Raw genomic sequence first — 20421 nt, 5'->3', positions numbered from 1 at the left:
TTTTTATGATTTTTATGATAGGCATACAGGCGTCGCCCCCCATCCTCTAGCCTTCGATACGCTTATCCCTCTTCCTCATCAAAAAATAAGCAGTGATCCAGGCGGTGATTGGAATGGCAAGAGCCACGCCGATTCCGGCCGAACCGATGAAGATCATTTCCGAACTGAATACTTTGGAATTCACGATTTCACCAAGGGAATAAGAAAGATCTTTGAACCATATGAGAAGCGCCATGTACCCTCCGAAGAAGGCAAAGAACAGCGTGTTGGTGCTGGTGCCCAGTATATCTCTCCCCAGCGCTATTCCACTTCTGAATAAATCCTTCCGGCTGATGTCCGGATGGTGAAAGTGTATTTCCTTCATCGGTGATGAAATGGAAATGGATAAATCGATGATAGCGCCGATCGTACTCATCAGAATCATGGAAGCTCCGATTTTCACGAAATCAACTCCGACAAACAGAGAGAATGCACCGATTTCTTCAATCTCTTCCTCACTGAATCCCTGAATCATGGAGATCTCAGTCAGCATTAAAATAAAGAAAAGCAGCACGGCTGTCGTCACAATTGTTGAAATAAAAGCCGTTAAGGTTTTAATATTGTACTCACTGATATAAAACAGCGAAATGCAGCTGATCAGGATACATGCGATGAGCGTGAGAATAATAGGGTTGATATCTGGATCATTCATAAAAAGAAGCACGAACAGGAACACCCCGAAATTCAGAAATAAGGCAATGAATGATCTGGCCCCTTTTTTACCGCCGACAGAGACCATCAGAATCAGTAGGATAATAGCAAGAATCCATTGTACCGTCATATCTTGGCCCTCTTTCGATTAATAAAGAAAATGGAAGTGTAGATGCCGATTGGAATTGTCAGTACGATTCCGATGCCGCCCGTCAACGCCCTTGCCACCTCGAGTGACAAGTTCAAGGAGAGTGTGAACCCAAGCGGCGACGCATTTTTGAAAAACAATATGAGCATAGGGATCGCCCCGCTGATATAAACGAAGAACAAGATGTTCGTCATAGTCCCCATGATGTCTTTGCCTATATCAAAACCTGATTTTTTCAGTGCTTCAATCGAGATGGTATGATTTTTTTCATACAGTCCGAAAATCGACGATGATAATGTGATCGCGACATCCATCACAGCCCCGAGGCATCCAACCAAAATCCCAGCCATGAAAACGACTTTATACGGACGGGTTAGAAATTGCATCTCCTCGTAGTGCAGTCCTTTACCTGCACTCGCTTCCACTACAATATAACTGATGAGCAGCGTCGCGAATGTCACAATGAGGGTAGCCACCACCGCTGCGTATGTTTTTTCATTAAAACCGTTTACAAGTAAAAGGGATATCCCCGTAAATAAAATAACGGCAGCACTGCATACCACTATAAGACTGACATCCCCGGAACTCACGTAAATGTCCAAGGCATAGGATAATATCAACGCGTTGATTGCCAGACTGAAAAGGGAAAATAACCCCTGTTTCTTTCCCACGAACAGTAATAGCAGGATAAAGACCCATGCAATGATCATTAAGTACTGATCGCGCTTTACATCTTGAATCGTCCCGCGCAATTCCTCCCCTGTCTCTAAAGAATCCTTATCAAACGACACAAACAACTCGTTTCCTGTTTGATATTTCTGATCATAGGCTCCGGAAGAAGAAAATTCATTCGTCAACCTTATCTTCTTACCTTCAAACTCCCCATTCTTTATTTCGCCTGCGATTTCCTGTACAAACAAGGCATCTTTATTCCCGTTCATATCCTCTGCTTCCGTCTCCTGAACAATCGTGCTACTGACTACCTCGGCAATCGGTCGGTCATAAAATTCCTGATTGTGAAAGACAAAGAAGATAGATCCTATACAGCAGATGGCCAGAAAAGCAAAAGCCAAGAGCTGTTTAAAAGATAAGTTCTTTTTACTATTAATACTTTCATTCAACTATAATTCCTCCAGCAAAACAGATGGATATTTATGATGAATCTCAGTTCCATCTGCATCTCTACATTATTCCATAAAAGGAAAGGTTAAGCAAAATGAAAAGGGAAGTTCCAAACTCATTTGTTAGAGATATACTCATCCGGAAAAAAACATGCCACCACAAAAGGCAATATAAAACGCTCAGAAATTTGAGCGTTTTTGACCATATATTTTACATAACCTATTGTAAACTCTGGCAAAGCAATCAAATTCATTTCCAGCTATACTATGGGTGTATACATTGTCTATGCCAATAGTAAAAAATATTATGCTTGTACTCTTTCTTTAGCAGAAGGCTTTAGCACTTCATCCAGCCAAAAATGATATCCATAAATAACAATTGAAAGGACGACGAATAAACCAAAACGCCGCCAAGGAGTAATATCAACTAATTGATATATCCCTAATTTTTCTTGAAGCAAATAGTGCAATGGAAAAACAGCGAACATAAAATCCGCTACAATATTAGTTGCCAAGTAAATCCAGAACTTTCCGTATGTAAAGTAAAAAATCCATATGGTTACAACCAAAAAAGCTCCCAGTATACCTGACGCAAATGTAGGCTTTAACAGTGGTATTATTGCTACTTTAATTACCCAGTGATTTTGATTGTGAGCTATTAAGTTGTAAAGAATCATTAAAAAGGAAGCTAATATCCCAACAGGCATAAAGCGCTTAACATCTTCCCTCGTTAATAAAAATAATGTGAACCATGGAGCAATTAGGATTATCCAAAGTACTATTTTACTTATCAAACTAATCCCACCTTGTTTTACTAGGTAGTTTTACATGTGGGAAGTTATTTATACTCTATTTTAGTTCATAAGTACCTGCATGAACAATTTCAGGACCAATTAAAGGTAATCCTGAGATAGATAATGATATAATTGAGTAACTATATATATCGAAGCGAGTGATATCATGATAACATCCTACGAAAAAATTAATTTATCTGGAAACAAAACTGCGGAAGTATTTTTACATCTGACACCTGATAAGCGATTTATTGTTTCCATCCCTGCCATTCATTGGTCTGCGGAATTCAATCAGGAAGATGATCTAAGTATTCAGTTTGATAAACTGCGTGCTTCCCTTAACTTTCATTTATATGAAGGAAATACAGATGAATTGGTAAATGCCATCAAAGAATTAGCTAAAATCCATTTCTAGCTTAAAAATGCGGTTTCCAGTGCTTCTTTGGTTATAGAGAGTGAAATTTTAAAATGCCCTAGCTATTAGCATTCAAGGTGGAGAATCGATTGAAACAATACGCTGGAATGTTATCTATTATGGTTTTGCTGGCTGCCTATTTGTTTTTAGATTCCATCGATGGAAATGTCAGCGGCAACTTGTCTTTCTTGATTATGGGCTTAAGTTATGCACTTGCTGTATATTTCTCATGGAACAGTGTGAATGGTTTTTGGAGAAAGGCATCCGCCACTATTTTAATTTTATTGCCTGTTGGTTATGTAGCTGTAGTCCTGTTATTTATTATTGGCATGGCTAATTTTTAACATAGTAACTCACTTAAGGACTTTCATCAGTAGGATGAAGTCCTTTTTGTGATAGTAGTCATTTTTCCGAGGGACAAACCATAAGGTAAAGTAGAATACGAATGGGAGATGAAACCATTGAAACAATTTATACTATCAACCGCCATCATCATGTCAGTCGGAGCGGTCTTTATTCTTAACGGCTTGGGTGAACAGGTCGAAGAAGTTTCTTCAACTATATCCAGCTCTTCTGCAGAGGAAGCTGCTGATTCTGAGGAGTCACCCCTTTTGGTGCCTGCAGATCTAGGAGAGATGTTTAAGAATAATGACGCCCCTTCATCCAAACAGGCAGAGGTGTTACCAGCGGAGTTGGACTATTTTTTCGATGCAAAATTTGAGGACAATGGGTATATCGTTGAGATCTATCGTGAGTTTGAAATTTATCGGAACGCGAACGGAAATGTCATTAAAGAAGTCCCGACCGCTAATTTTGAGTTTATTAGATATAAAGAATAACGGCCAGGAGAAAAGTTTCCTTTTCCCTGGCCTTCATTCACTAAGCATGTGTATCAAGATCCACATACTAAATTATCTTATATATAACTAAAGAAGTAGCCTACTCCTTTTTTGAAAAGACTTGTCAGCCGCCTTCTACACAAGTTGCCCCAGAACTGCCCACAACAGCATTCAATTCATGCAGGATCTCAGATAAACGTTCACTTCCTACTAATGATTCAAGCTTTTCCTCAGTAATGGGCACACCATATTTAACAAATACAGGTTCTGTATCTTCCCAAGCATCCACAATGGCTGCTGGTGACATATTGGATTGAATAACCATTCTCCCGCCTCCTTTTTGCTTATTAATGATCATATCATATAATTACCAACACCCCTTATCGAGTAAACTAAAGAGGTTAATTTGTATGTGAAAAGGAGAAAATTAAAAACCCACCTGCCAAACACGACTTTTATTTACAGGTTAGTTGCACTCCCTATTCTCGTATAATAAACCCGTCCCCTTGTTCCTTTCCAATCCTCTTTTCCAAGAAGGCATTAAGTTTTTCATAGAACACAACATTGAGTATCATCACAAAAGCATAGAAGCCAATCGAATAAGCTAACTTCCAGCTTTTATAGGTGAATAAGTTGAAGAGGTGGACGGATACAGCTTCAAATACAGTTAACATCCCCACACATAATAGGATAAATAACAATTTACTGTTAAGTACCCTTTTATAAAGATGCATGAAATATAGAATTGTCCCAGGGTAAACGATATTTTGAAGGATGATATCAGCGAGTTCACCGCTATTTCTATCCACAGTGTCATAAAAATCATAAGGCGGCATGGCAAAGAAATAGTCCCCTACTGTTGTCAACTGCATATTTAACAGAGAAATACAGATTATTTGCGACCAGAGAAGCTTTCTGCTTTTGACCGTAATATAGTAAACAGAAGCAATAACAAGGATAGTAATAGCAATAGTAAACCATTCATTCTGATCAAAATGTTTCGGGAGCATGGGCTTGATGGCATCCTCATATATTTCCTTCATCCCGGATCACCTTCTCTTTCTTTAATATTGGAGGTAAAATCTCCATGAAGAAAATACTTGTAACGAGAACAATCATCGACAGGACCAGGTCTATAGAGGGATACCAGCTTTCACTTTTAGAGTCCAGTACACCTATGACTAATAATAATTTCTCTATCAAGACTCCACCTACCACCCATGAGAAACAAGTAAATAGTTTCCTTGATAATGTCATCTTGCCCCGCATGGCATACATCACCCACAATAACAAGACAGGAAAAATGATTCCATATTGCATTCTTGATATCCAAAATGGCAAGTGTTCTTTTACTACAGTTATCCTGTCATATGGGGAGGAAAGCAGATAAAAAAAGTTCTGGCAGTTGTATGAATTAAACATAAACAATATGAAGATTTCAAAAGGATCAAATCTTTTTTTTAAGTATTTCAAACTAAACAGCAGCAGAGTTGACACCATTAAAAACAAAATAAAAATAATTATCATTGTATTGTTATCCTTCTTAAATTGAATGTTCTTATGAGAATAGGTTTTGCTTATTCTGTGAATTTATTACATGTTTGATCTTATATGGGTGCCGCTCGCTCCAATTAAGTATGCGAAACGGAAGCCTTGAAACTGTAACCGTTTCAAATGAACGCACTTTGAATGAGATTCGGTAAATGAAAAATGATCAGCGGTGCTTCACCACTGACCAACACTATTGTTTGCTATATCACTAGGTATTCGAATAGTCAATTGCTTCCTGAGCTTTCTGCATCAATTCTTCTGGTACCAATAACTGATACGTGGCCGCGAAACCGTTTCCCCCACCCTGGCCGCTTCCAGAATCCAGTGTTTTTTTCTTGTACGGGATGCCTGCGCCTTCTAGTCTCCCTTTCATGGTTGTGTATTCAGCAAAGTCTTGTGTGAAATAGACCACCTCCCATTTTGCGAACAACTTTTTAATCAGTTTTATCAGCATGCACTTCCCCCCATTCTATAACTACACTATTCAGTTATATTTAGAGGTAGTCGTGTTACTTCATTTAATATGGGCGAATGCGAAGAATCCCCAGTTGGGCCAGGGGAAAATTTAAAAAAAGAACTAAATTAATAAAAGCGACGGATTACGAAGAATAGTTTACAGTGAGATTTAGAAAAAAAGCTTAGCGAGGAGCTAAGCTTTTAATTAAGTCTGGAGGTAATCCATTATTTTTTGATAGCCAAAAGGTAAAGTCGAAATAACTAGTAAACCTATTATAATAGAAGAAGCAGCAAGTACAATTAATTTGTGCAACGAAATTTCTTTCCTATTAAAGGCGATAATAAATACCTTAATTAGACTAAAGACAGTAATAAATATTAATATAGCTGAAAAAAGCTTGCTAAAATTACATTCATTGTACAGCTCCTTTTTCAAAATCACTGATTAATTTTCCTTGAACTATTCAGCCTCTTTATTGGAACAAATCCGGGAGCTCCTGCTAATTTTAGCGATACCCTGCTTTGAACAAAACAATCTCAATTGCTTACCCTAATCTTCTAAACATTTATCCCAGTTGAAAGGTTTTAACCGAAGCCGTTTCCCTTTCTTTTCCGATCCAGAAGTAACAACCCAAATCTTGCCTTCTTTATGTAATTCCTTTAAAACGTTATTCCCGTCGATCTTCTTATAAAGAAAATAACCCCTCTTTCCTTCTAAACCATTCTCTAAAAACAATCTCCTTGATCCAATACTACTTCCTCTAAATAAGTGCTGTAATGAAATTTTGTCAGAGTGGTCATTAAGATTATCACCGACTTTTAAATTTAAGTCGTCATGTGTATATTCTTGATAGCCCGATAAATCAAGTTTATAACTTTTAAGGATTTCGTTTAAAACTTCATTATTGAAGCTTTCGTATTCCTCCTTTGATTCCTCAATACAAACCATTTTAGAAGGCTTCTCAGCTGTTGAATGGGCAAAAACCGTTAATTCATTCGTTCCGCAAATGATAACAATGAACATAATGAATAAGCACATTAAAGTATTATTCATACAATAGCTCCTATACTACTTTTTAGGAGTATTCTGTCCAGCCCATTATATACTATCCTGTTTCAACTATAGCGCTTTCTGAAGAAGTAAAACGTTAGTAGAAGCAGCTGACCATTGGAGAATATTATTCTATTAACTTCAGCAACTGTTTCGTCGTAAGTATAGTCGCAAATTCCTCGTGCAGCGTAGCCAAAGACACATCATGTATAATATCCGGCTTATAATATTTTCCATTCTGATCTTCCATACCAAAGGCAGCTGTAGCATCAGAAATGAGGTAGGTTTCAAACCCTAGATTCCCGCTCATTCTTGTAGTTGTAGAGACACAATGAGGGGTTGTTAATCCTGTTATTACTACGGTTTCAATTTTGTTGATTTTAAGAAGTTCCTCTAAATTGGTACCAATAAAGCTGCTATTTACTTTCTTAGGAATTTCCACTTCTCCTTCAAGAGGGCTAACCAATTCCTTAATAGCGAAACCTTTGTTATTTGGATGAAACACAGAATCTGGATTATCTGATTTATGTTGAATATGTATGACTTTGCGTCCTTTTCCCCTCCACACTTTTAATATCTTCCTGATATTTTCTTCTGCTTCTAGATTATTTCGTTCACCCCATTTAGGGTCGTCAAATGCTTTTTGAACATCTACTATAATCAATGCGCTTTTTTCTTTCATTAATATTACCTCCTCAATTCGGTCACTAGTGTGTGTGTGCCCAAGAATTAATCACCTAATTTATATAAGTCTTACATACTACTAATAATTTTCAAATAATTAAAAAATAAAGACTCGTCTGGATATCAAGAAATGTTTGCTAGTTCGGCATCTGCAAAGTATCTAGATTTGCTTGGCCGTCGAACTAACTTTATTAGTAAAATACTGGTCACCAGAAGTAATGTAGAGGCAGCAATGATACTGTACCTTACAGGAATAATGTCTCCTGTAAAACCAATCAATAAAATGAAGATAACCTGCAGAAAGCTTTGAAAGATACCGTAAATGCTAGAAATTCTCCCCATCATCGCAACCGGAACGTTATTTTGGTAAAAAGTCATAAAACCAGTACCAGAAAATGAGTTAAAAAACCCTAGTACCAAAAACCCGAATGCTACGGACCAGAATGAAAAAGAGAAAGCATAGATCAAATAGCCAACCGATACCATAGAGTAACCTAGGGATATTAAAGCTCTTATTGACAACTTTTTAGCCACGAATGATACAGTGCTTGCTCCTAGAATTGACCCGACTCCTGTTAAGCTTATAAGCAAACCGAATTCTGTCTCAGATAAGTTTAATACCTTTTGAGTAAAGACAACTTCTTGGGCATCCATTCCAATTGAGACAATCATAAAAAATTGAGCTAAGAAATATACTTTTACAATAAAGAGGTTGCGCTTGCTAAATTTAAAAACTTCATTCCAATCATTCTTTAATATTTCCAAGTTGATCTTTCGCACTGTTAATTCAGAAGCCGTATTCACGTTTGGCAAAAAGTACACCATAATAGCTGAAATAACAAATGAAAGTGCATTTATCCATATCGATATATTAAGAGAGGTAATCAACAGTAACACTCCCGAAATAGCAGGACCGATCAAAAATGCACCTGAAGTAATCAGACTTCTAAAAGAGTTAAATTGTTTTCGCCCTTTCTCAGGAACAAGGTTCGTAATATAAGTCATTGCTGCAGGTTCAAAGAAAGCTTTAGAAATGGAGAGAAAGAATAAACATACATATATGAGCCAAATTGAGCTGAAGAAAGGAATGATTCCTACTATAACCGCTCGGATGATATCTGTTGCAATCATTATTCTTCGTATATTGAAACGGTCAATAAAACTCCCTGACCAAAACTTCGTTAAAATGGAAGCTAAAGGTCCGATAATCCACAAACCCGCTACTGCAGCAGCCGATCCTGTTAGTTGTAAAACTAAAACATTAATAGCCACGAGATAAATAAAGTCCCCTAAGGTTGATATGCCCAATCCAAAGAGTAATAAATATGAATTCTTTTTATTCAACAGAGTTGCTTGATTGATATGAACACCCACTTATTGGATACTAATACCTATTCTTTCGATAACAAGCTTGGAATCACCTTTGGATTTACTTAGTGTTCACAAAACATTCATACTAATAAAGGACCCTAAATTTGAAGGGTCCCCTTACTATTTAAGCAGTAACTCATCATAAACCAAAACGCACAGTAAATTTCATGTTATGGTTACAGTCAATTGCTTTAGTTATATTTGACATTACCTTTTATGTAACCACTCTTATTCTAGGCCGTTATTGTTTTCTTCTACACTATTTTTTAAATCTTTTCGTTTTAGCCCTCTGCGGATACACCTCTTGCATCCTCCCTCGAGCTCAACCAACACTTTATCTTCGGGTTTCAATATTCCATTCGGCTAAATGGCGATATCTTTTAGTGTCGTAGAATAAAAGCCCTGATCTGCCAGTCCATCTTATTAATTAGGACTAAATTTTTTTATTAAGCGAATCACGATCTCTGTGATAACGATTAAAAAAATAAAGACTATTATTACTGACAGCCAAAAGTTGGTCTGAGATGTTATAAATAATGAACAGCAATTCCCTCCATAGTTCCAAGGAAGAGGAGGGTCTATGCGTGGATAACGTAATTCAGCAAAGTTCAATGGAAAACCTGTCTCCATTGGAAAGGCATTTGTCAATTCTTGTTGGTTTTCCACTCTTTCTCCGTTGAACCCAGTTGCAAATACAAAAAGTGTTGAAATAATACAATAACCAACATAGGTTAATATCCTTTTGACCTTAGAATGCATTTTCACACTCCTCTTTGATTTATTAATAGAAAGCTTTCTACCTTTATCCTAACATATGGGGATTTGCCTATATATAACCACTCTATCTGTGACGCCGGTCCCTCGACCATAAGAGTTTATGGGGAAAACTAACTTATAATATCTTAGGATATAAGATTGAAGTATGTTGCTGTTATGTAATAGTATGACCGTTGTTGCTCAAAATTGAATATCCAAACAACCAGGACAGCGCATAAGACATTCAGGATGGATAGCAGGTATACCATAAGTAAAGCCTTCCATCTTGGAATGGAAGGCTTTACTTTCTTTAACGGAACAAGAACCTGTCCCTATTCACCACTATTATCAGTACCTGGGATTACACACCCCTCAGGGCCACAATCAATATCATTCTTTTTTTGTGCTTCTTCAGCTTTTTCTTTTTCTAACTGCTGTTGTTGCCATTCGATATCAATCGTTGGCGAAAACTTTTCAGGATATCTGATATACCAGCGTTGTTTTCTAATTAAAAAGTTATCGGTATCAAGGAGTAACGCTTCATCGAGCTCCTGTAGGGCCTTTTCTTTTTGGCCATTTTTGGCATACTCCATACCTAACTTATATTTCGTTTGGGCAAGCTGCTGTTCCAGTGCATTCGACCCATTTGTTGGAGAATAATAATGGTCATCCAGTTCAACCTTTTCAACTTCTTGGGAAATTAATTTCCGTACTGCCTCTGTATGGTTTTCATTCGTTACCTGAAACCCTTGCTTAATTAGGCGGATGGTCCCTTCTTTATCAACGAAGATCCCGTTGGGGACTATTTTAAAACCAAATAAATTGGCAAGCGTATTATCAGAATCGATTACAGTTGTGAAGCTCTGGTTCTCTGCATAAGGGACAACGACTTTTGCTCCTTGAATGTCGACAGATACAGATAACAGTTCAAAGTCCTCATCTTTATATTGATTATAAAATTCCTGCCATCCAGGCAGTTGCTCTCTGCATCGTCACCAAGAAGCCCACATGAAAATCAGGACGTTTTTACCTCGGTAATCATTTAGTGAAACAGTATTTCCTTTTAAATCAGGAAGTTCTATATCTTGAATTTTTTCTAGTAGCACAGAATCCCCGCCTTTTTAGTATTTTGAATTTCTTCTGTTATTTACAACTCTACTCAATTCATTTTAAACTCTACAGCTATTAGAATAGTAATAAGTCACACTATCTCTCCCACATCTATTTTCTTCGTATTTATACACCTCCATCCCATAATTATTCTAAGGTTATGATAAAAATAACAGTTTTGAATTTTAAAATCAAAGAGAAAACCTTTATGTAATGCAGATTACAATTGAGAAGGTTTTCGGCTTTTTTGAGGATATAAAACCTGCTGCATTACCTAGGCAACGAAAAGCACGTTATCATTCAGCTCCCCTTTCTTGGCTTCTCCTTATAAATGCTCTCTTTTGAATTTAATCGATTCTGAACCACCCCATTAAATGCACGGGAAATTTCCCAGGATGTTTACTCTTCCTATTAATCAAGTGTCTTTATCTGTATCTTTCCACCCAAATCTGCGTTAGTATGGAAGTACCTTAAAAAGAAAGTGGGTGACACATATGCCGAAAACAATTAGAGAAACGTATGAAACGATTGAAGAAGCAGCAGACGATGTTCTGGAACTCATTAGTAAGTTTGTAGATGTGAATACGTTCTTCATTGCAAGAAATGATAAAAAAGACGTTAACATCGTACGTGCCTATAACCGGAATGAGGTCGTTCTTCCATCAGGTTTTGAAACTCTTTACCGGGATTCTTTCTGACAATTCATCGTTAAGGGTGGTCGTGAACCACTCATCATTGAAAACCTGAATACCTCATCCATGACTCAAGACATGGACGTAACCAAAAGCCTAGGGGGCGGGTCACTCATCGGCGTTCCTATTAATTATAAAAATGGGGAGAATTACGGAACCCTCTGCGGGATGGATTTGCGGCCATATCATTTCACAGATAACCATAAAGATTTATTCAAGGCAATGGCCAAATTACTTGGAAACGTATTGGATCTGGAGAAGAAAAGTATACAGGTTCAGATGTTATCTGTTCCTCTCGTTCCGATATTTGATAATGTGGCTGTCCTCCCTGTCATTGGCGAAGTGGATTCAGAGCGAACATCCAGAATCATGGAACATACATTGCAGGAAGCGGCCAAAGGAGACTTGGACTACATTGTCTTTGACCTGTCCGGTTTAGCGAAGATAGACGAAGAAAGTGTAGAGAATTTGATGAGGATTGCAGATGCATTGAAATTGGTAGGTGTCAGTATGATTTTTACAGGCATACGCCCGGAGCTTGCAAAGAAAGCCACTCTATACCGAAGCGACTTCACAAACATCAAGGTGGAAGCCACACTTAAACAGGCGATAAAATCATTACAAATCAACTAAATGTGACTCGTTACTGTTATGCAACATAGAAAAATATACATATTTTTTGAGCCCTTCTTTTTGGGGGCTTTTTTTTATGGTCCACTACTCCCCATCCAAGGAATAAGGAGCCCCATCATAATCTGGAACGGGATAGGATAACCCTCCAATGACTTTCCTCTCATAAAGAAAGACCGTTACATTAACCTTATCAAACCGATTATTAAGAGGATGGCTTTGTACTTCAAAGGTGATTCTTTCTATTTGTTTGCCAATAAACTTATCTGAAGGAACTGGCTGGACCCTCCACTCTTGATCCCCTGGAATGCTATTCACCCACTTTTCCGTTAATTCCCAGCTTGATTCGTTCACGAACGAAACCACCTTATAACCCTTTTCCTCTAAAGCGTCCTTTGCTATTTCAGCACTCCCACTAAGACTATCCTCGGCAGCACATCCACCTATAAAGAAAAGGAGCAGTATTAAAATGGCCCCACATCTATTTACCTTCATCATCCTACGCACCTTTTCATTAGAATTTTACATGCATTTTTTTAGTCTGTATTTTAAAAACCTATAACAGCCTTTTATTCTTTCTTACGATTAATGCCGTTACTAGTCCGTGTGTAAAAGAAACAAGGATCAAGGTCAAATACGGAGAAACAACATCAATTGCATCTACAATATAGTCAATCTCTGAAACAAAAATGATTATTGTGCCGGGTATTAGAACAAACAAAAAATTTTGGAGTGCAAGAGGATAAAGGAGTCTCTTATAAAAACGCTGTGTTCGTATAGATTGTTGCTATCGGAAAATTCCAAAGGGCCGGATTTTTCCCTCAGGTACAAGGGCTTATCAAACTGAACAGGGTGAATTGCTCTTTTCTTTCTTGTTTACCAGAGTAATTCCTGTGAAATATGTTTATATCCTTGAATTTCATAATGAATAGCAACAAAGTTTTAGAAAAGAGCCTATAAAAAACACCCATATTAACAAATACACTTACGTTGATGATATTTACTAAGATTGAAATTCCAGCAGCCAACATGATGGAAGCCCACTTAGTAGTATTACTTAGAATGTTTGTAAAACCAAAAATACTAAAGAGAATAATGATGGAGCTTCCAATGGATATACTAATTTTCTTCATTAGACCACACTCCTTTAGTGTAATTATACACTAAAAGAGATTGATCACCCTTAAATTTATAGAATATTCAGAATGATTAATCCGCAGAATGACTACCTATTTACTGCATTTAGGTCCTATAGCAAAATCAGCGAGATAAATATGATGACCGCACCAGCAATCGTTGCTATATCCTGGTATTTTCGCTCTAATTTATTTTCCTTTTCTGCTTCATATGACTTTCGAAATTTTTCATGCAGATGTTCATCCGGTGGTATTTCAGGACTTTGCACGCCCATTATTCCTTTTCCGCCAAAGTAGATGATCTTATGAAGGGGCAATGCAGAAATCAGCAGCAAAAAACCTGTTACTAATCCCCATGCACCGATATCAGTCCAATTTACAGTTGAGTTAAATAGATAAGATAAAACGGCAAGAATCATATAATTCACAATAATGATCATGCAACTATACAATAATGTTTTTCGCATTTCTCCTCCTTGTTATGTTAAATACTCTTTAAACTAAATCTAATTTTCTCGGAGGCATTAATATTCGCAAACACCTCAGCACATTATTATGGTGATCTATTATTTGTTGAGCGTTCATTTGGTGCCAATCCCAAGTACTGTGAGCATCTGAAATCAATGTAACTTCATACCCCAAACTGAAAGCCCTCCGGCAAGTGGTATCCACACATACTTCTGATTGGATACCAGCAAAGTGTAAGTGTTTAATTCTCTTTTTCTTTAACTCTTTTTCTAAATCGGTTTCCAAAAATGAGTCTGGCGTGGTTTTCTGAATGATCGTGTCTTCGGGTCGAGGTGTAAGGTCCCAGTGAAGTTCCCAACCTTCTGTTCCGTATTCCAATGGCTTGCCTGCTGGAGCATTATGTTGAACGTACTAAATAGGTGTTTTTGTCATCTGGGCTTTAGTCAATTTATGTATAGAATGCATCCGATTTTTAGATCGTAAATTGTCCAATTCAATCTCACAAAAGGACCTGGAACATGAGGGCAGCTAAATTGCAGCCTGCTCAAATGAGTGGGGATTCTAAAATACGCCTCACCTAAACCTTAATTGGGCATGATTAATTTTCATCCGTTGTAAATGTTATAAATCTTGGTGACAGCAAAGAACCGAGAAGCCCTAGAAGAATGCCTACACCTATAGTAAGGTATATATTTTTAAAAGGTGAAAGCAGTTGAACAAAAACCACCATTGGCCCGACTATCAAAAAAACATTGATTAACCGGCCGCTCAAGGTTACATAGTGCTCCTTTCCGCAGTGATTACAGTAGTAAGGGTTGAAAAATGACCCTAATAATAAGTAACGATATACTTTTTTCCATTGAAATCTCGAATTACAGTTCTTACAGTGCTGCATTGATACCACCACCTTGTTTGTCCGCACTTGTCTCTCCTTAGCTCTCATAAAAGATTTTCTTACTCTGTTGGAACATAACCAATCACTGCTTTTTCATCGAGGTCAACAAAAATAGACGGCACCCCATTCATAAGATTTTCTTGAGATTCAAAAGAAACCATTAATACCTCGTCTCTTTCATCTTCTCCTTCAAGCAGGTGTCCATGGCTGGTGTCAGTTACCTCCACTGAAGCATTCCGCCAATCCCCTTCGGCTAACTCATCCCAACCCATTTTCTTAACAAACTCCCAAGCAACCTCTATTTCTGATTGATAATTGGCACTGTCTTCACCTGTCAAAACGATATCAGCAGGTTCGGCAGCATCCTCTTCTTAAGGACTTGTGCAAGCGATCATCCCAAACGATATACCGCATAAAAGCAACCCAGCTACTATGATTTTAATGTGAAAACCTCCTAAAAATTCTTTTATATTGATCATTTCATTTTCTTGGCTTTATAGAAAAACCAAAAACTAATTAGTAAGAAGACGACAAAAACCAGATTGTCACCCAAACTGGTTGAATCTTGGCTTCTTGAGTACATTTCGTCACTTACATTGACCCCTACAAATTCTATGGCACTCCTTAATCTCTCAAGTGTATAAATGACACCAGCCGCAATAATAAAAAGCCATCCTAATAATAGATGAGTTTGATAATTCACGCTGCAACAACCTCTCTCTTCCTTTTATATTAAGCATAACATGAAAATAAAAAAGCCGAGGACTATCCCCAGCTTTTACATTCATGTTGTTATTCAAATGAGGCTGCCGTTTGGATTAATTCTTCTTTCGTAACCTTATGATCAGTTTCTTCTCCATAGTAAGTGAGATTATAGGAAATACCATTTTCTGACCATTTCAGTATCATAACGTCTTCATCGTTTACCGCATATTGGCCAGTGATATCGTCAATTTCCACCTCTTCAAATACCATTTCAGAGCTTTCAACATTCTCGCCATTAACAGCCATTAGACTCAATTGGTTACTGCTTTGATCTGAACTCAAAAAGTCAACCATCAGAGCATTTTCAGAACTCGGTGGTTTTCTGAGATCGGTATCAGTCACTTCAAACGGTACTAGTGTCGGTAATTGAGGCTGAAAGGACATTTCCTCAAGGTCAGATCTTAAATCACTGGCATCAAAACTTTCCAAGCTGCCACTGGCTCCACTGCTGCAGGCCGCCAGCATGAGGGAAAGCGTAAGGAACAAAAACAAAAATCTTTTCATACTAATTCCTCCTTAACATTCCTACGAGTAGTGTCGAGAAGAGTTCTCGTTTTGGATATTCCCTACCAGTCATTTTCTAAACAGTAATGTGGTTTTCCATCAAGCCGCACTTCTTTAAACTTCTTAAAACCTATTCTATTCCAAAACTCAATTCCTTTCTCATTCTCCTGGTGTACAGCCAATCGAATCTTCCCTTGTGTTTCCTGCCTAATTAGGTGTTCAACTTGTTGATAGGCGGAAGCCGAGTTTCCGCCCCCCTTGAAACTGCCTGTGAATGACAAACAAACTTATCCAGGGATTGTGATCTGATCGATTTTTTAAACAAAGGTCTACCAATCCTATGTAATGTTCATCTTGCTTGATTAATAGCCTTGTAGTGTTTAACTCCTTCGACTCTTCATATTCAGCATGTATATCTTCAATAGTAATAGAGCTTTTATTTTTAGACATCATGTTATAGTCAGGATTCGAATTCATAATCTCCAGTTCTACCTTCCACTTACTGATATCGTTTGACTCAAAATAAATCAATGATTGTCGCCTCCAGGTTTGTCATTCATTTGCCTATACTGAAACTGTCAAAATAGTCTTTTTTGGATTAGACGAATAGTTTCTACATTTTGTTTCGGTTTCCTGTAGTTTAGTTTTGCCGGTGCTATTTTATTTGATGTATTGGATGACTAGCAGTAGAGAATCTTACCACTATACAAAGAAAACAACTCTGTAATGGTACGTTTAGTTAAGTATCATACCACTCCAAGCGTGAATCCAGTTTATAATGGCACCTATAACCGATAATCGTACCACTACACAAGGAGAAACATACCTGAAGGGATACGTTCCGCCTATAATCGTGCACCTTCACTTGGCAAAACAGGCCTGAAGGGGTATGTTTAACCGATAATCGTACCCCTTCACCAAGAATCCAAGGTTGTAAGGGAACGTTTAACCCACCACCTTACCACGACCGACTCGACCCTTGTCCGACCAGCCATAATATTTGAGGCGATGAATCCTTACTCTGTTCCTAAAAAAATCCCACTACCAAAGGCAGTAAGATTAAGGTACCTCAATTCATTATACTAATACTCCGCCCTCCCTTATCTTCCAATTTTTTTCGCTTAAACCTCACTAAGTACCTGTGTTAAAATTGTAAATATATTTCCATCCCACATTGTGTCATACCTATTTCAGTAACTTCCACCTAAGTCAAAATCCGTGACAACTGGAAAACTTCCAACTAGAATGAAACGGTGTTATTTATACAGATCTAAGCTAGATTCGTTCATAAATATGCATTATAGTACTGATTGCCTTATTGCTATGCCTAACTATAAAAGACATATTATGAAGTCTGAAAGGTGTTGTAAATGTCTTAATGAAAAAACTAACAGCCATCATCCAAAAGCAGAAAAAGCTATTAAATGAGGGCAAGATTGATGCAATGGAAAAGTCGTTAAAAGATTTTTATGAACTTTCCTTTAAAAATTATCCAGAACCGATATTTATTTTAGATAATACAGGACAAATCATCGTATACAATGATGCTGTCCTTTCTCTTTTTGGGAATGAGGCCATAAAGTACGGAAACAACCTATTAAACAAGTTAAATCCAAAGCAACAAAATGTTGATTGGTCGGAATATTTTTACCCGATTCTAAACGGACGTGAACAATCTTTTACTACCCAATTTATAAATAAAGAGGGAAATACATTTGAATCCCACGTGAAGCTCACCCCTACCAAATTTGGCAAAGGTGATTTTATTATTTCCGGAGTCATCACAGATATTTCAGCATTAGCGATTCAAAAAGAACATGCGGAAAGTTTAGAGATCCGCTTAAATACGGCACAACAATTAGCTGATATAGGGACATGGGAGTATGACATCGCAAATGATGAGTGTTCCCTGTCGTATAAATCATATGAGATGCTAGGTATGCCTTATGGAATAACCCCAACCTTCCAAATGCTGCTGGAAACCGCCCATCCAGAAGATAAGGATATATTCCTTAATGAATTTGTGAGTGCCCTTAATGAAAAAAGGAATTTCCATTGTCAGAACCGAATTATCCGCTCTGATGGTGCCGAACGTATCCTCGCCCATTTTGGTGAAGTCATCCTTGATGATAACCAAAAACCGGTTAAATACATCGGAACTACTTATGACATTACTGAACAAAAGATAATAGAAGATAAATTAGCAGAAACAGAAAGACAAGTTCTGAAAATATCCAACAGCCTTGATGTAGGTATCTGGTCAATGGATGTCAAAAAAAATCAGTATATTTTTGTATCCAAAGGGTTTGAAACAATTTGCGGCTACTCTGCCGAAGATTTTAAACAAGGACTTCTACAATGGGAAGACCTTATTTACTGTGAGGACCTGCATCTTTTTGAACAAAGAAAGGAGGCACTTCACACAGGCAAGGTGCCTAAACAACAATACCGTATCGTTCATAAAAATGGGAATACTAAGTGGGTCCAGGATGAACTCATTACAACCTTCAATACAAAAGGGGATTTAGTAAGGATAGAAGGAATCCTTTCAGACATAACCGAACAAAAAGAAGCAGAAGAAAAAGTGAACTATATCGCACATCATGATTATTTAACGGACCTCCCTAATCGGAGAAAGTTTGAACAGGAACTACAAAAATTCATCGAACAATCAAAGATGGCCAATCAGGAGTTTGGCGTTATGTATATCGATATGGATGGATTCAAGCGCGTAAACGATACCTTAGGTCATGCCATAGGCGACAAATTATTAGTTGAGATCTCAACTAGATTATTAGATTGTGTCCCGCAAAATGATTTTGTGGCGCGCATCGGCGGAGACGAGTTTTCAGTACTCATAGACAAGATGCATTCACTTGAACAGTCAACAACCATTGCAAAAAAAATCGTTGCCGCTTTGGAAGTACCCTATAAAATTCACGGATACGAGTTGTTCGTTACGGCAAGTGTAGGAGTGGCAGCCTATCCACAAGACGGGCATGATGCTCAAACTATATTACAAAAAGCGGATAAAGCTCTATATCGCGCCAAGGAAATGGGTAAGAACAATTATCAAATTTACAACTCTTCTATGAATATCGAAGCCTATAAATTATATAGCTTAGAAAATGACTTACGAAGAGCGGTTAAAAATAAAGAACTTTATTTCCACTACCAGCCGAAAGTGGATGCCCAAACTGAAAAATTGGTAGGTGCTGAGGCCCTGATTCGCTGGGAACATCCGGAATGGGGACAAGTTTCCCCTGCTGAATTTATCCCCCTTGCAGAAGAGAATGATCTAATATTCAAAGTGACAAGTTGGACATTTCAAACCATCTGTACACAAATCAAAAACTGGACGGATCGTAATCTTCCCTTGGTTCCCATATCTATCAATGTATCACCAAAGATATTTATAAAGAACGAATGGCAAGAGGAACTGATTTATATCATCAATAATTCCAATGTTGACCCTAGGCTGATAGAGTTGGAAATTACAGAACAAGCATTAATTAAAAATGAGGAATCCTTTAGTGCAGGAATTGAAAAGCTGAAGCAGCTGGGAGTCAAGATATCATTAGATGACTTTGGTACAGGTTACTCTTCCCTGCTCTATCTTAAGAAGTTTAAATTGGATACAGTTAAAATCGATAAAAGCTTTGTCGATGACATTTTAAAAGGTAAACCTACCATAACAAAAGCCATAATCAATATGGCACATGAATTCGATATGACAGTTATTGCGGAAGGTGTCGAAACGCGAGCACAACAATCTTTCTTACAAAAACAAGATTGTGATCAGATACAAGGATACTTGTACAGTAAGCCAATACTACCTGAAGACCTTGAAGAACTTTTTCGAAACCCTGTTCTTAAACCTCAAGATAACGATGAAAGTCAACCGGTAGCCAATCGTCGTCAAACTTTCCGTGTGGACCTCCCTCTTCCTCTGAGCGGAAATATGACCATTGTCAAAATAAAGGATAGATTCATCAAATTAGGAAAAACCGAGATCTTAATTGAAAATATCGGTCCAGGAGGTCTTCGGTTCATCTCGCACATCAATTTGCCGTTGAACCCGGATATTATTTTAGAATTTGAAACTGAAATCCTGGGTGACAGGAAACCATTCTTTGGACATGTTGTGTGGAAGGAAGAGCTGAAGGAGGGTTTTATTCAATACGGCATTCAATTCAATGCTTCAAAAGCCGAACAATCCCTTATAACAGGCTTAACAAACAAGCTGCAAAAGGCATTACAGATAACATCCCACCTTCCTAATACACGATTCATCAAGGATGATAAGATGAATTATCTTAAAAATACAATCAAAACTCAGCTGTGA

At 37.6% G+C, this 20421-nt stretch carries 25 protein-coding genes and 1 pseudogene; 7 read left to right on the top strand and 19 right to left on the bottom strand.

Annotation, left to right across the window (positions count from 1 at the left end; genetic code table 11):
• Positions 1–46 precede the first annotated feature (46 nt).
• From BSG1_RS03025 to BSG1_RS03015, 3 genes are all read right to left on the bottom strand, one after another.
• On the bottom strand, positions 47–820 hold the full coding sequence (locus tag BSG1_RS03025) for a YibE/F family protein (RefSeq protein ID WP_006835350.1): 774 nt from the start codon (positions 818–820) through the stop codon (positions 47–49).
• Positions 817–1959, bottom strand: a complete 1143-nt coding sequence (locus tag BSG1_RS03020) for a YibE/F family protein (RefSeq protein ID WP_006835349.1) — start codon at positions 1957–1959, stop codon at positions 817–819. The genes BSG1_RS03025 and BSG1_RS03020 overlap by 4 nt, the downstream gene beginning before the upstream one ends.
• Before the next feature lie 305 nt (positions 1960–2264).
• Positions 2265–2753 (bottom strand): hypothetical protein, encoded by a 489-nt coding sequence (locus tag BSG1_RS03015; RefSeq protein ID WP_006835348.1) that lies wholly within the window; start codon positions 2751–2753, stop codon positions 2265–2267.
• Between the two features lie 166 nt (positions 2754–2919).
• On the opposite strand from BSG1_RS03015, the gene BSG1_RS03010 reads away from it, so the two are divergent.
• From BSG1_RS03010 to BSG1_RS03000, 3 genes are all read left to right on the top strand, one after another.
• A complete protein-coding gene (locus BSG1_RS03010; protein WP_006835347.1) occupies positions 2920–3168 on the top strand; it encodes a YueH family protein in 249 nt (82 codons plus the stop codon).
• 89 nt (positions 3169–3257) lie between these two features.
• On the top strand, positions 3258–3512 hold the full coding sequence (locus BSG1_RS03005) for a hypothetical protein (protein WP_044022254.1): 255 nt from the start codon (positions 3258–3260) through the stop codon (positions 3510–3512).
• Positions 3513–3629: 117 nt separating this feature from the next.
• A complete protein-coding gene (locus BSG1_RS03000) occupies positions 3630–4007 on the top strand; it encodes a hypothetical protein (RefSeq protein ID WP_044022252.1) in 378 nt (125 codons plus the stop codon).
• 124 nt (positions 4008–4131) lie between these two features.
• On the opposite strand, the gene BSG1_RS02995 is transcribed toward BSG1_RS03000, so the two are convergent.
• Together BSG1_RS02995 and BSG1_RS02990 are read right to left on the bottom strand one after the other, a co-directional pair.
• Complete coding sequence (locus BSG1_RS02995) at positions 4132–4332, bottom strand: hypothetical protein (protein WP_044022250.1); 201 nt, start codon at positions 4330–4332, stop codon at positions 4132–4134.
• Positions 4333–4486: 154 nt separating this feature from the next.
• Positions 4487–5050, bottom strand: a complete 564-nt coding sequence (locus BSG1_RS02990) for a hypothetical protein (protein ID WP_006835343.1) — start codon at positions 5048–5050, stop codon at positions 4487–4489.
• Between the two features lie 44 nt (positions 5051–5094).
• Here BSG1_RS02990 and BSG1_RS20700 point away from each other — a divergent pair, with 44 nt between their 5' ends.
• Complete coding sequence (locus tag BSG1_RS20700) at positions 5095–5397, top strand: hypothetical protein (RefSeq protein ID WP_156791355.1); 303 nt, start codon at positions 5095–5097, stop codon at positions 5395–5397.
• Between the two features lie 369 nt (positions 5398–5766).
• On the opposite strand, the gene BSG1_RS02980 is transcribed toward BSG1_RS20700, so the two are convergent.
• The 6 genes and pseudogenes from BSG1_RS02980 to BSG1_RS21270 form a co-directional block, all read right to left on the bottom strand.
• A complete protein-coding gene (locus BSG1_RS02980) occupies positions 5767–6012 on the bottom strand; it encodes a hypothetical protein (protein WP_006835341.1) in 246 nt (81 codons plus the stop codon).
• Between the two features lie 552 nt (positions 6013–6564).
• Entirely contained in the window at positions 6565–7068 is a 504-nt protein-coding gene (locus tag BSG1_RS02970) for a hypothetical protein (RefSeq protein ID WP_156791354.1), read from the bottom strand.
• Positions 7069–7192: 124 nt separating this feature from the next.
• Positions 7193–7747 (bottom strand): cysteine hydrolase family protein, encoded by a 555-nt coding sequence (locus BSG1_RS02965; RefSeq protein WP_006835338.1) that lies wholly within the window; start codon positions 7745–7747, stop codon positions 7193–7195.
• Positions 7748–7872: 125 nt separating this feature from the next.
• Positions 7873–9123, bottom strand: a complete 1251-nt coding sequence (locus BSG1_RS02960; protein WP_006835337.1) for an MFS transporter — start codon at positions 9121–9123, stop codon at positions 7873–7875.
• Between the two features lie 1085 nt (positions 9124–10208).
• Positions 10209–10469, bottom strand: coding sequence for a hypothetical protein (locus BSG1_RS21275; protein ID WP_006835335.1), 261 nt, complete (start codon positions 10467–10469; stop codon positions 10209–10211).
• A gap of 177 nt (positions 10470–10646) precedes the next feature.
• Positions 10647–10982: pseudogene (locus BSG1_RS21270) on the bottom strand (redoxin domain-containing protein); the annotation flags it as partial.
• A 498-nt stretch (positions 10983–11480) separates the two neighbouring features.
• On the opposite strand from BSG1_RS21270, the gene BSG1_RS02945 reads away from it, so the two are divergent.
• Positions 11481–11684, top strand: a complete 204-nt coding sequence (locus BSG1_RS02945; protein ID WP_006835334.1) for a hypothetical protein — start codon at positions 11481–11483, stop codon at positions 11682–11684.
• A gap of 6 nt (positions 11685–11690) precedes the next feature.
• Positions 11691–12311, top strand: coding sequence for an STAS domain-containing protein (locus BSG1_RS02940; protein ID WP_332248294.1), 621 nt, complete (start codon positions 11691–11693; stop codon positions 12309–12311).
• Positions 12312–12395: 84 nt separating this feature from the next.
• Here the strand turns inward: BSG1_RS02940 and BSG1_RS02935 are convergent, their stop codons facing one another.
• The 8 genes from BSG1_RS02935 to BSG1_RS02900 all read right to left on the bottom strand — a co-directional run bounded on the left by BSG1_RS02935 (position 12396) and on the right by BSG1_RS02900 (position 16607).
• On the bottom strand, positions 12396–12662 hold the full coding sequence (locus BSG1_RS02935; protein ID WP_232214174.1) for a hypothetical protein: 267 nt from the start codon (positions 12660–12662) through the stop codon (positions 12396–12398).
• A gap of 467 nt (positions 12663–13129) precedes the next feature.
• On the bottom strand, positions 13130–13441 hold the full coding sequence (locus tag BSG1_RS02930; RefSeq protein WP_006835331.1) for a hypothetical protein: 312 nt from the start codon (positions 13439–13441) through the stop codon (positions 13130–13132).
• A 116-nt stretch (positions 13442–13557) separates the two neighbouring features.
• Positions 13558–13911, bottom strand: a complete 354-nt coding sequence (locus BSG1_RS02925; protein WP_156791352.1) for a hypothetical protein — start codon at positions 13909–13911, stop codon at positions 13558–13560.
• A 28-nt stretch (positions 13912–13939) separates the two neighbouring features.
• Positions 13940–14290 carry an isochorismatase family protein gene (locus BSG1_RS02920; protein WP_006835329.1) on the bottom strand — a complete coding sequence of 117 codons (351 nt, stop codon included), beginning with the start codon at positions 14288–14290 and terminating at the stop codon, positions 13940–13942.
• Positions 14291–14510: 220 nt separating this feature from the next.
• Positions 14511–14807 (bottom strand): TIGR04104 family putative zinc finger protein, encoded by a 297-nt coding sequence (locus tag BSG1_RS21700; protein ID WP_198008168.1) that lies wholly within the window; start codon positions 14805–14807, stop codon positions 14511–14513.
• 59 nt (positions 14808–14866) lie between these two features.
• A complete protein-coding gene (locus BSG1_RS02915; protein WP_006835328.1) occupies positions 14867–15145 on the bottom strand; it encodes a hypothetical protein in 279 nt (92 codons plus the stop codon).
• A 454-nt stretch (positions 15146–15599) separates the two neighbouring features.
• Entirely contained in the window at positions 15600–16076 is a 477-nt protein-coding gene (locus BSG1_RS02905; RefSeq protein WP_006835326.1) for a hypothetical protein, read from the bottom strand.
• Between the two features lie 219 nt (positions 16077–16295).
• On the bottom strand, positions 16296–16607 hold the full coding sequence (locus BSG1_RS02900; RefSeq protein ID WP_044022247.1) for a GNAT family N-acetyltransferase: 312 nt from the start codon (positions 16605–16607) through the stop codon (positions 16296–16298).
• 847 nt (positions 16608–17454) lie between these two features.
• On the opposite strand from BSG1_RS02900, the gene BSG1_RS02895 reads away from it, so the two are divergent.
• A complete protein-coding gene (locus tag BSG1_RS02895; RefSeq protein ID WP_006835324.1) occupies positions 17455–20421 on the top strand; it encodes an EAL domain-containing protein in 2967 nt (988 codons plus the stop codon).

Source organism: Bacillus sp. SG-1, assembly GCF_000181495.1.
Classification (GTDB): Bacteria; Bacillota; Bacilli; order Bacillales; family Bacillaceae_B; genus Rossellomorea.
Note: the sequence above shows the minus strand (reverse complement) of the source record. Positions and strands in the feature narration are given on the sequence as shown.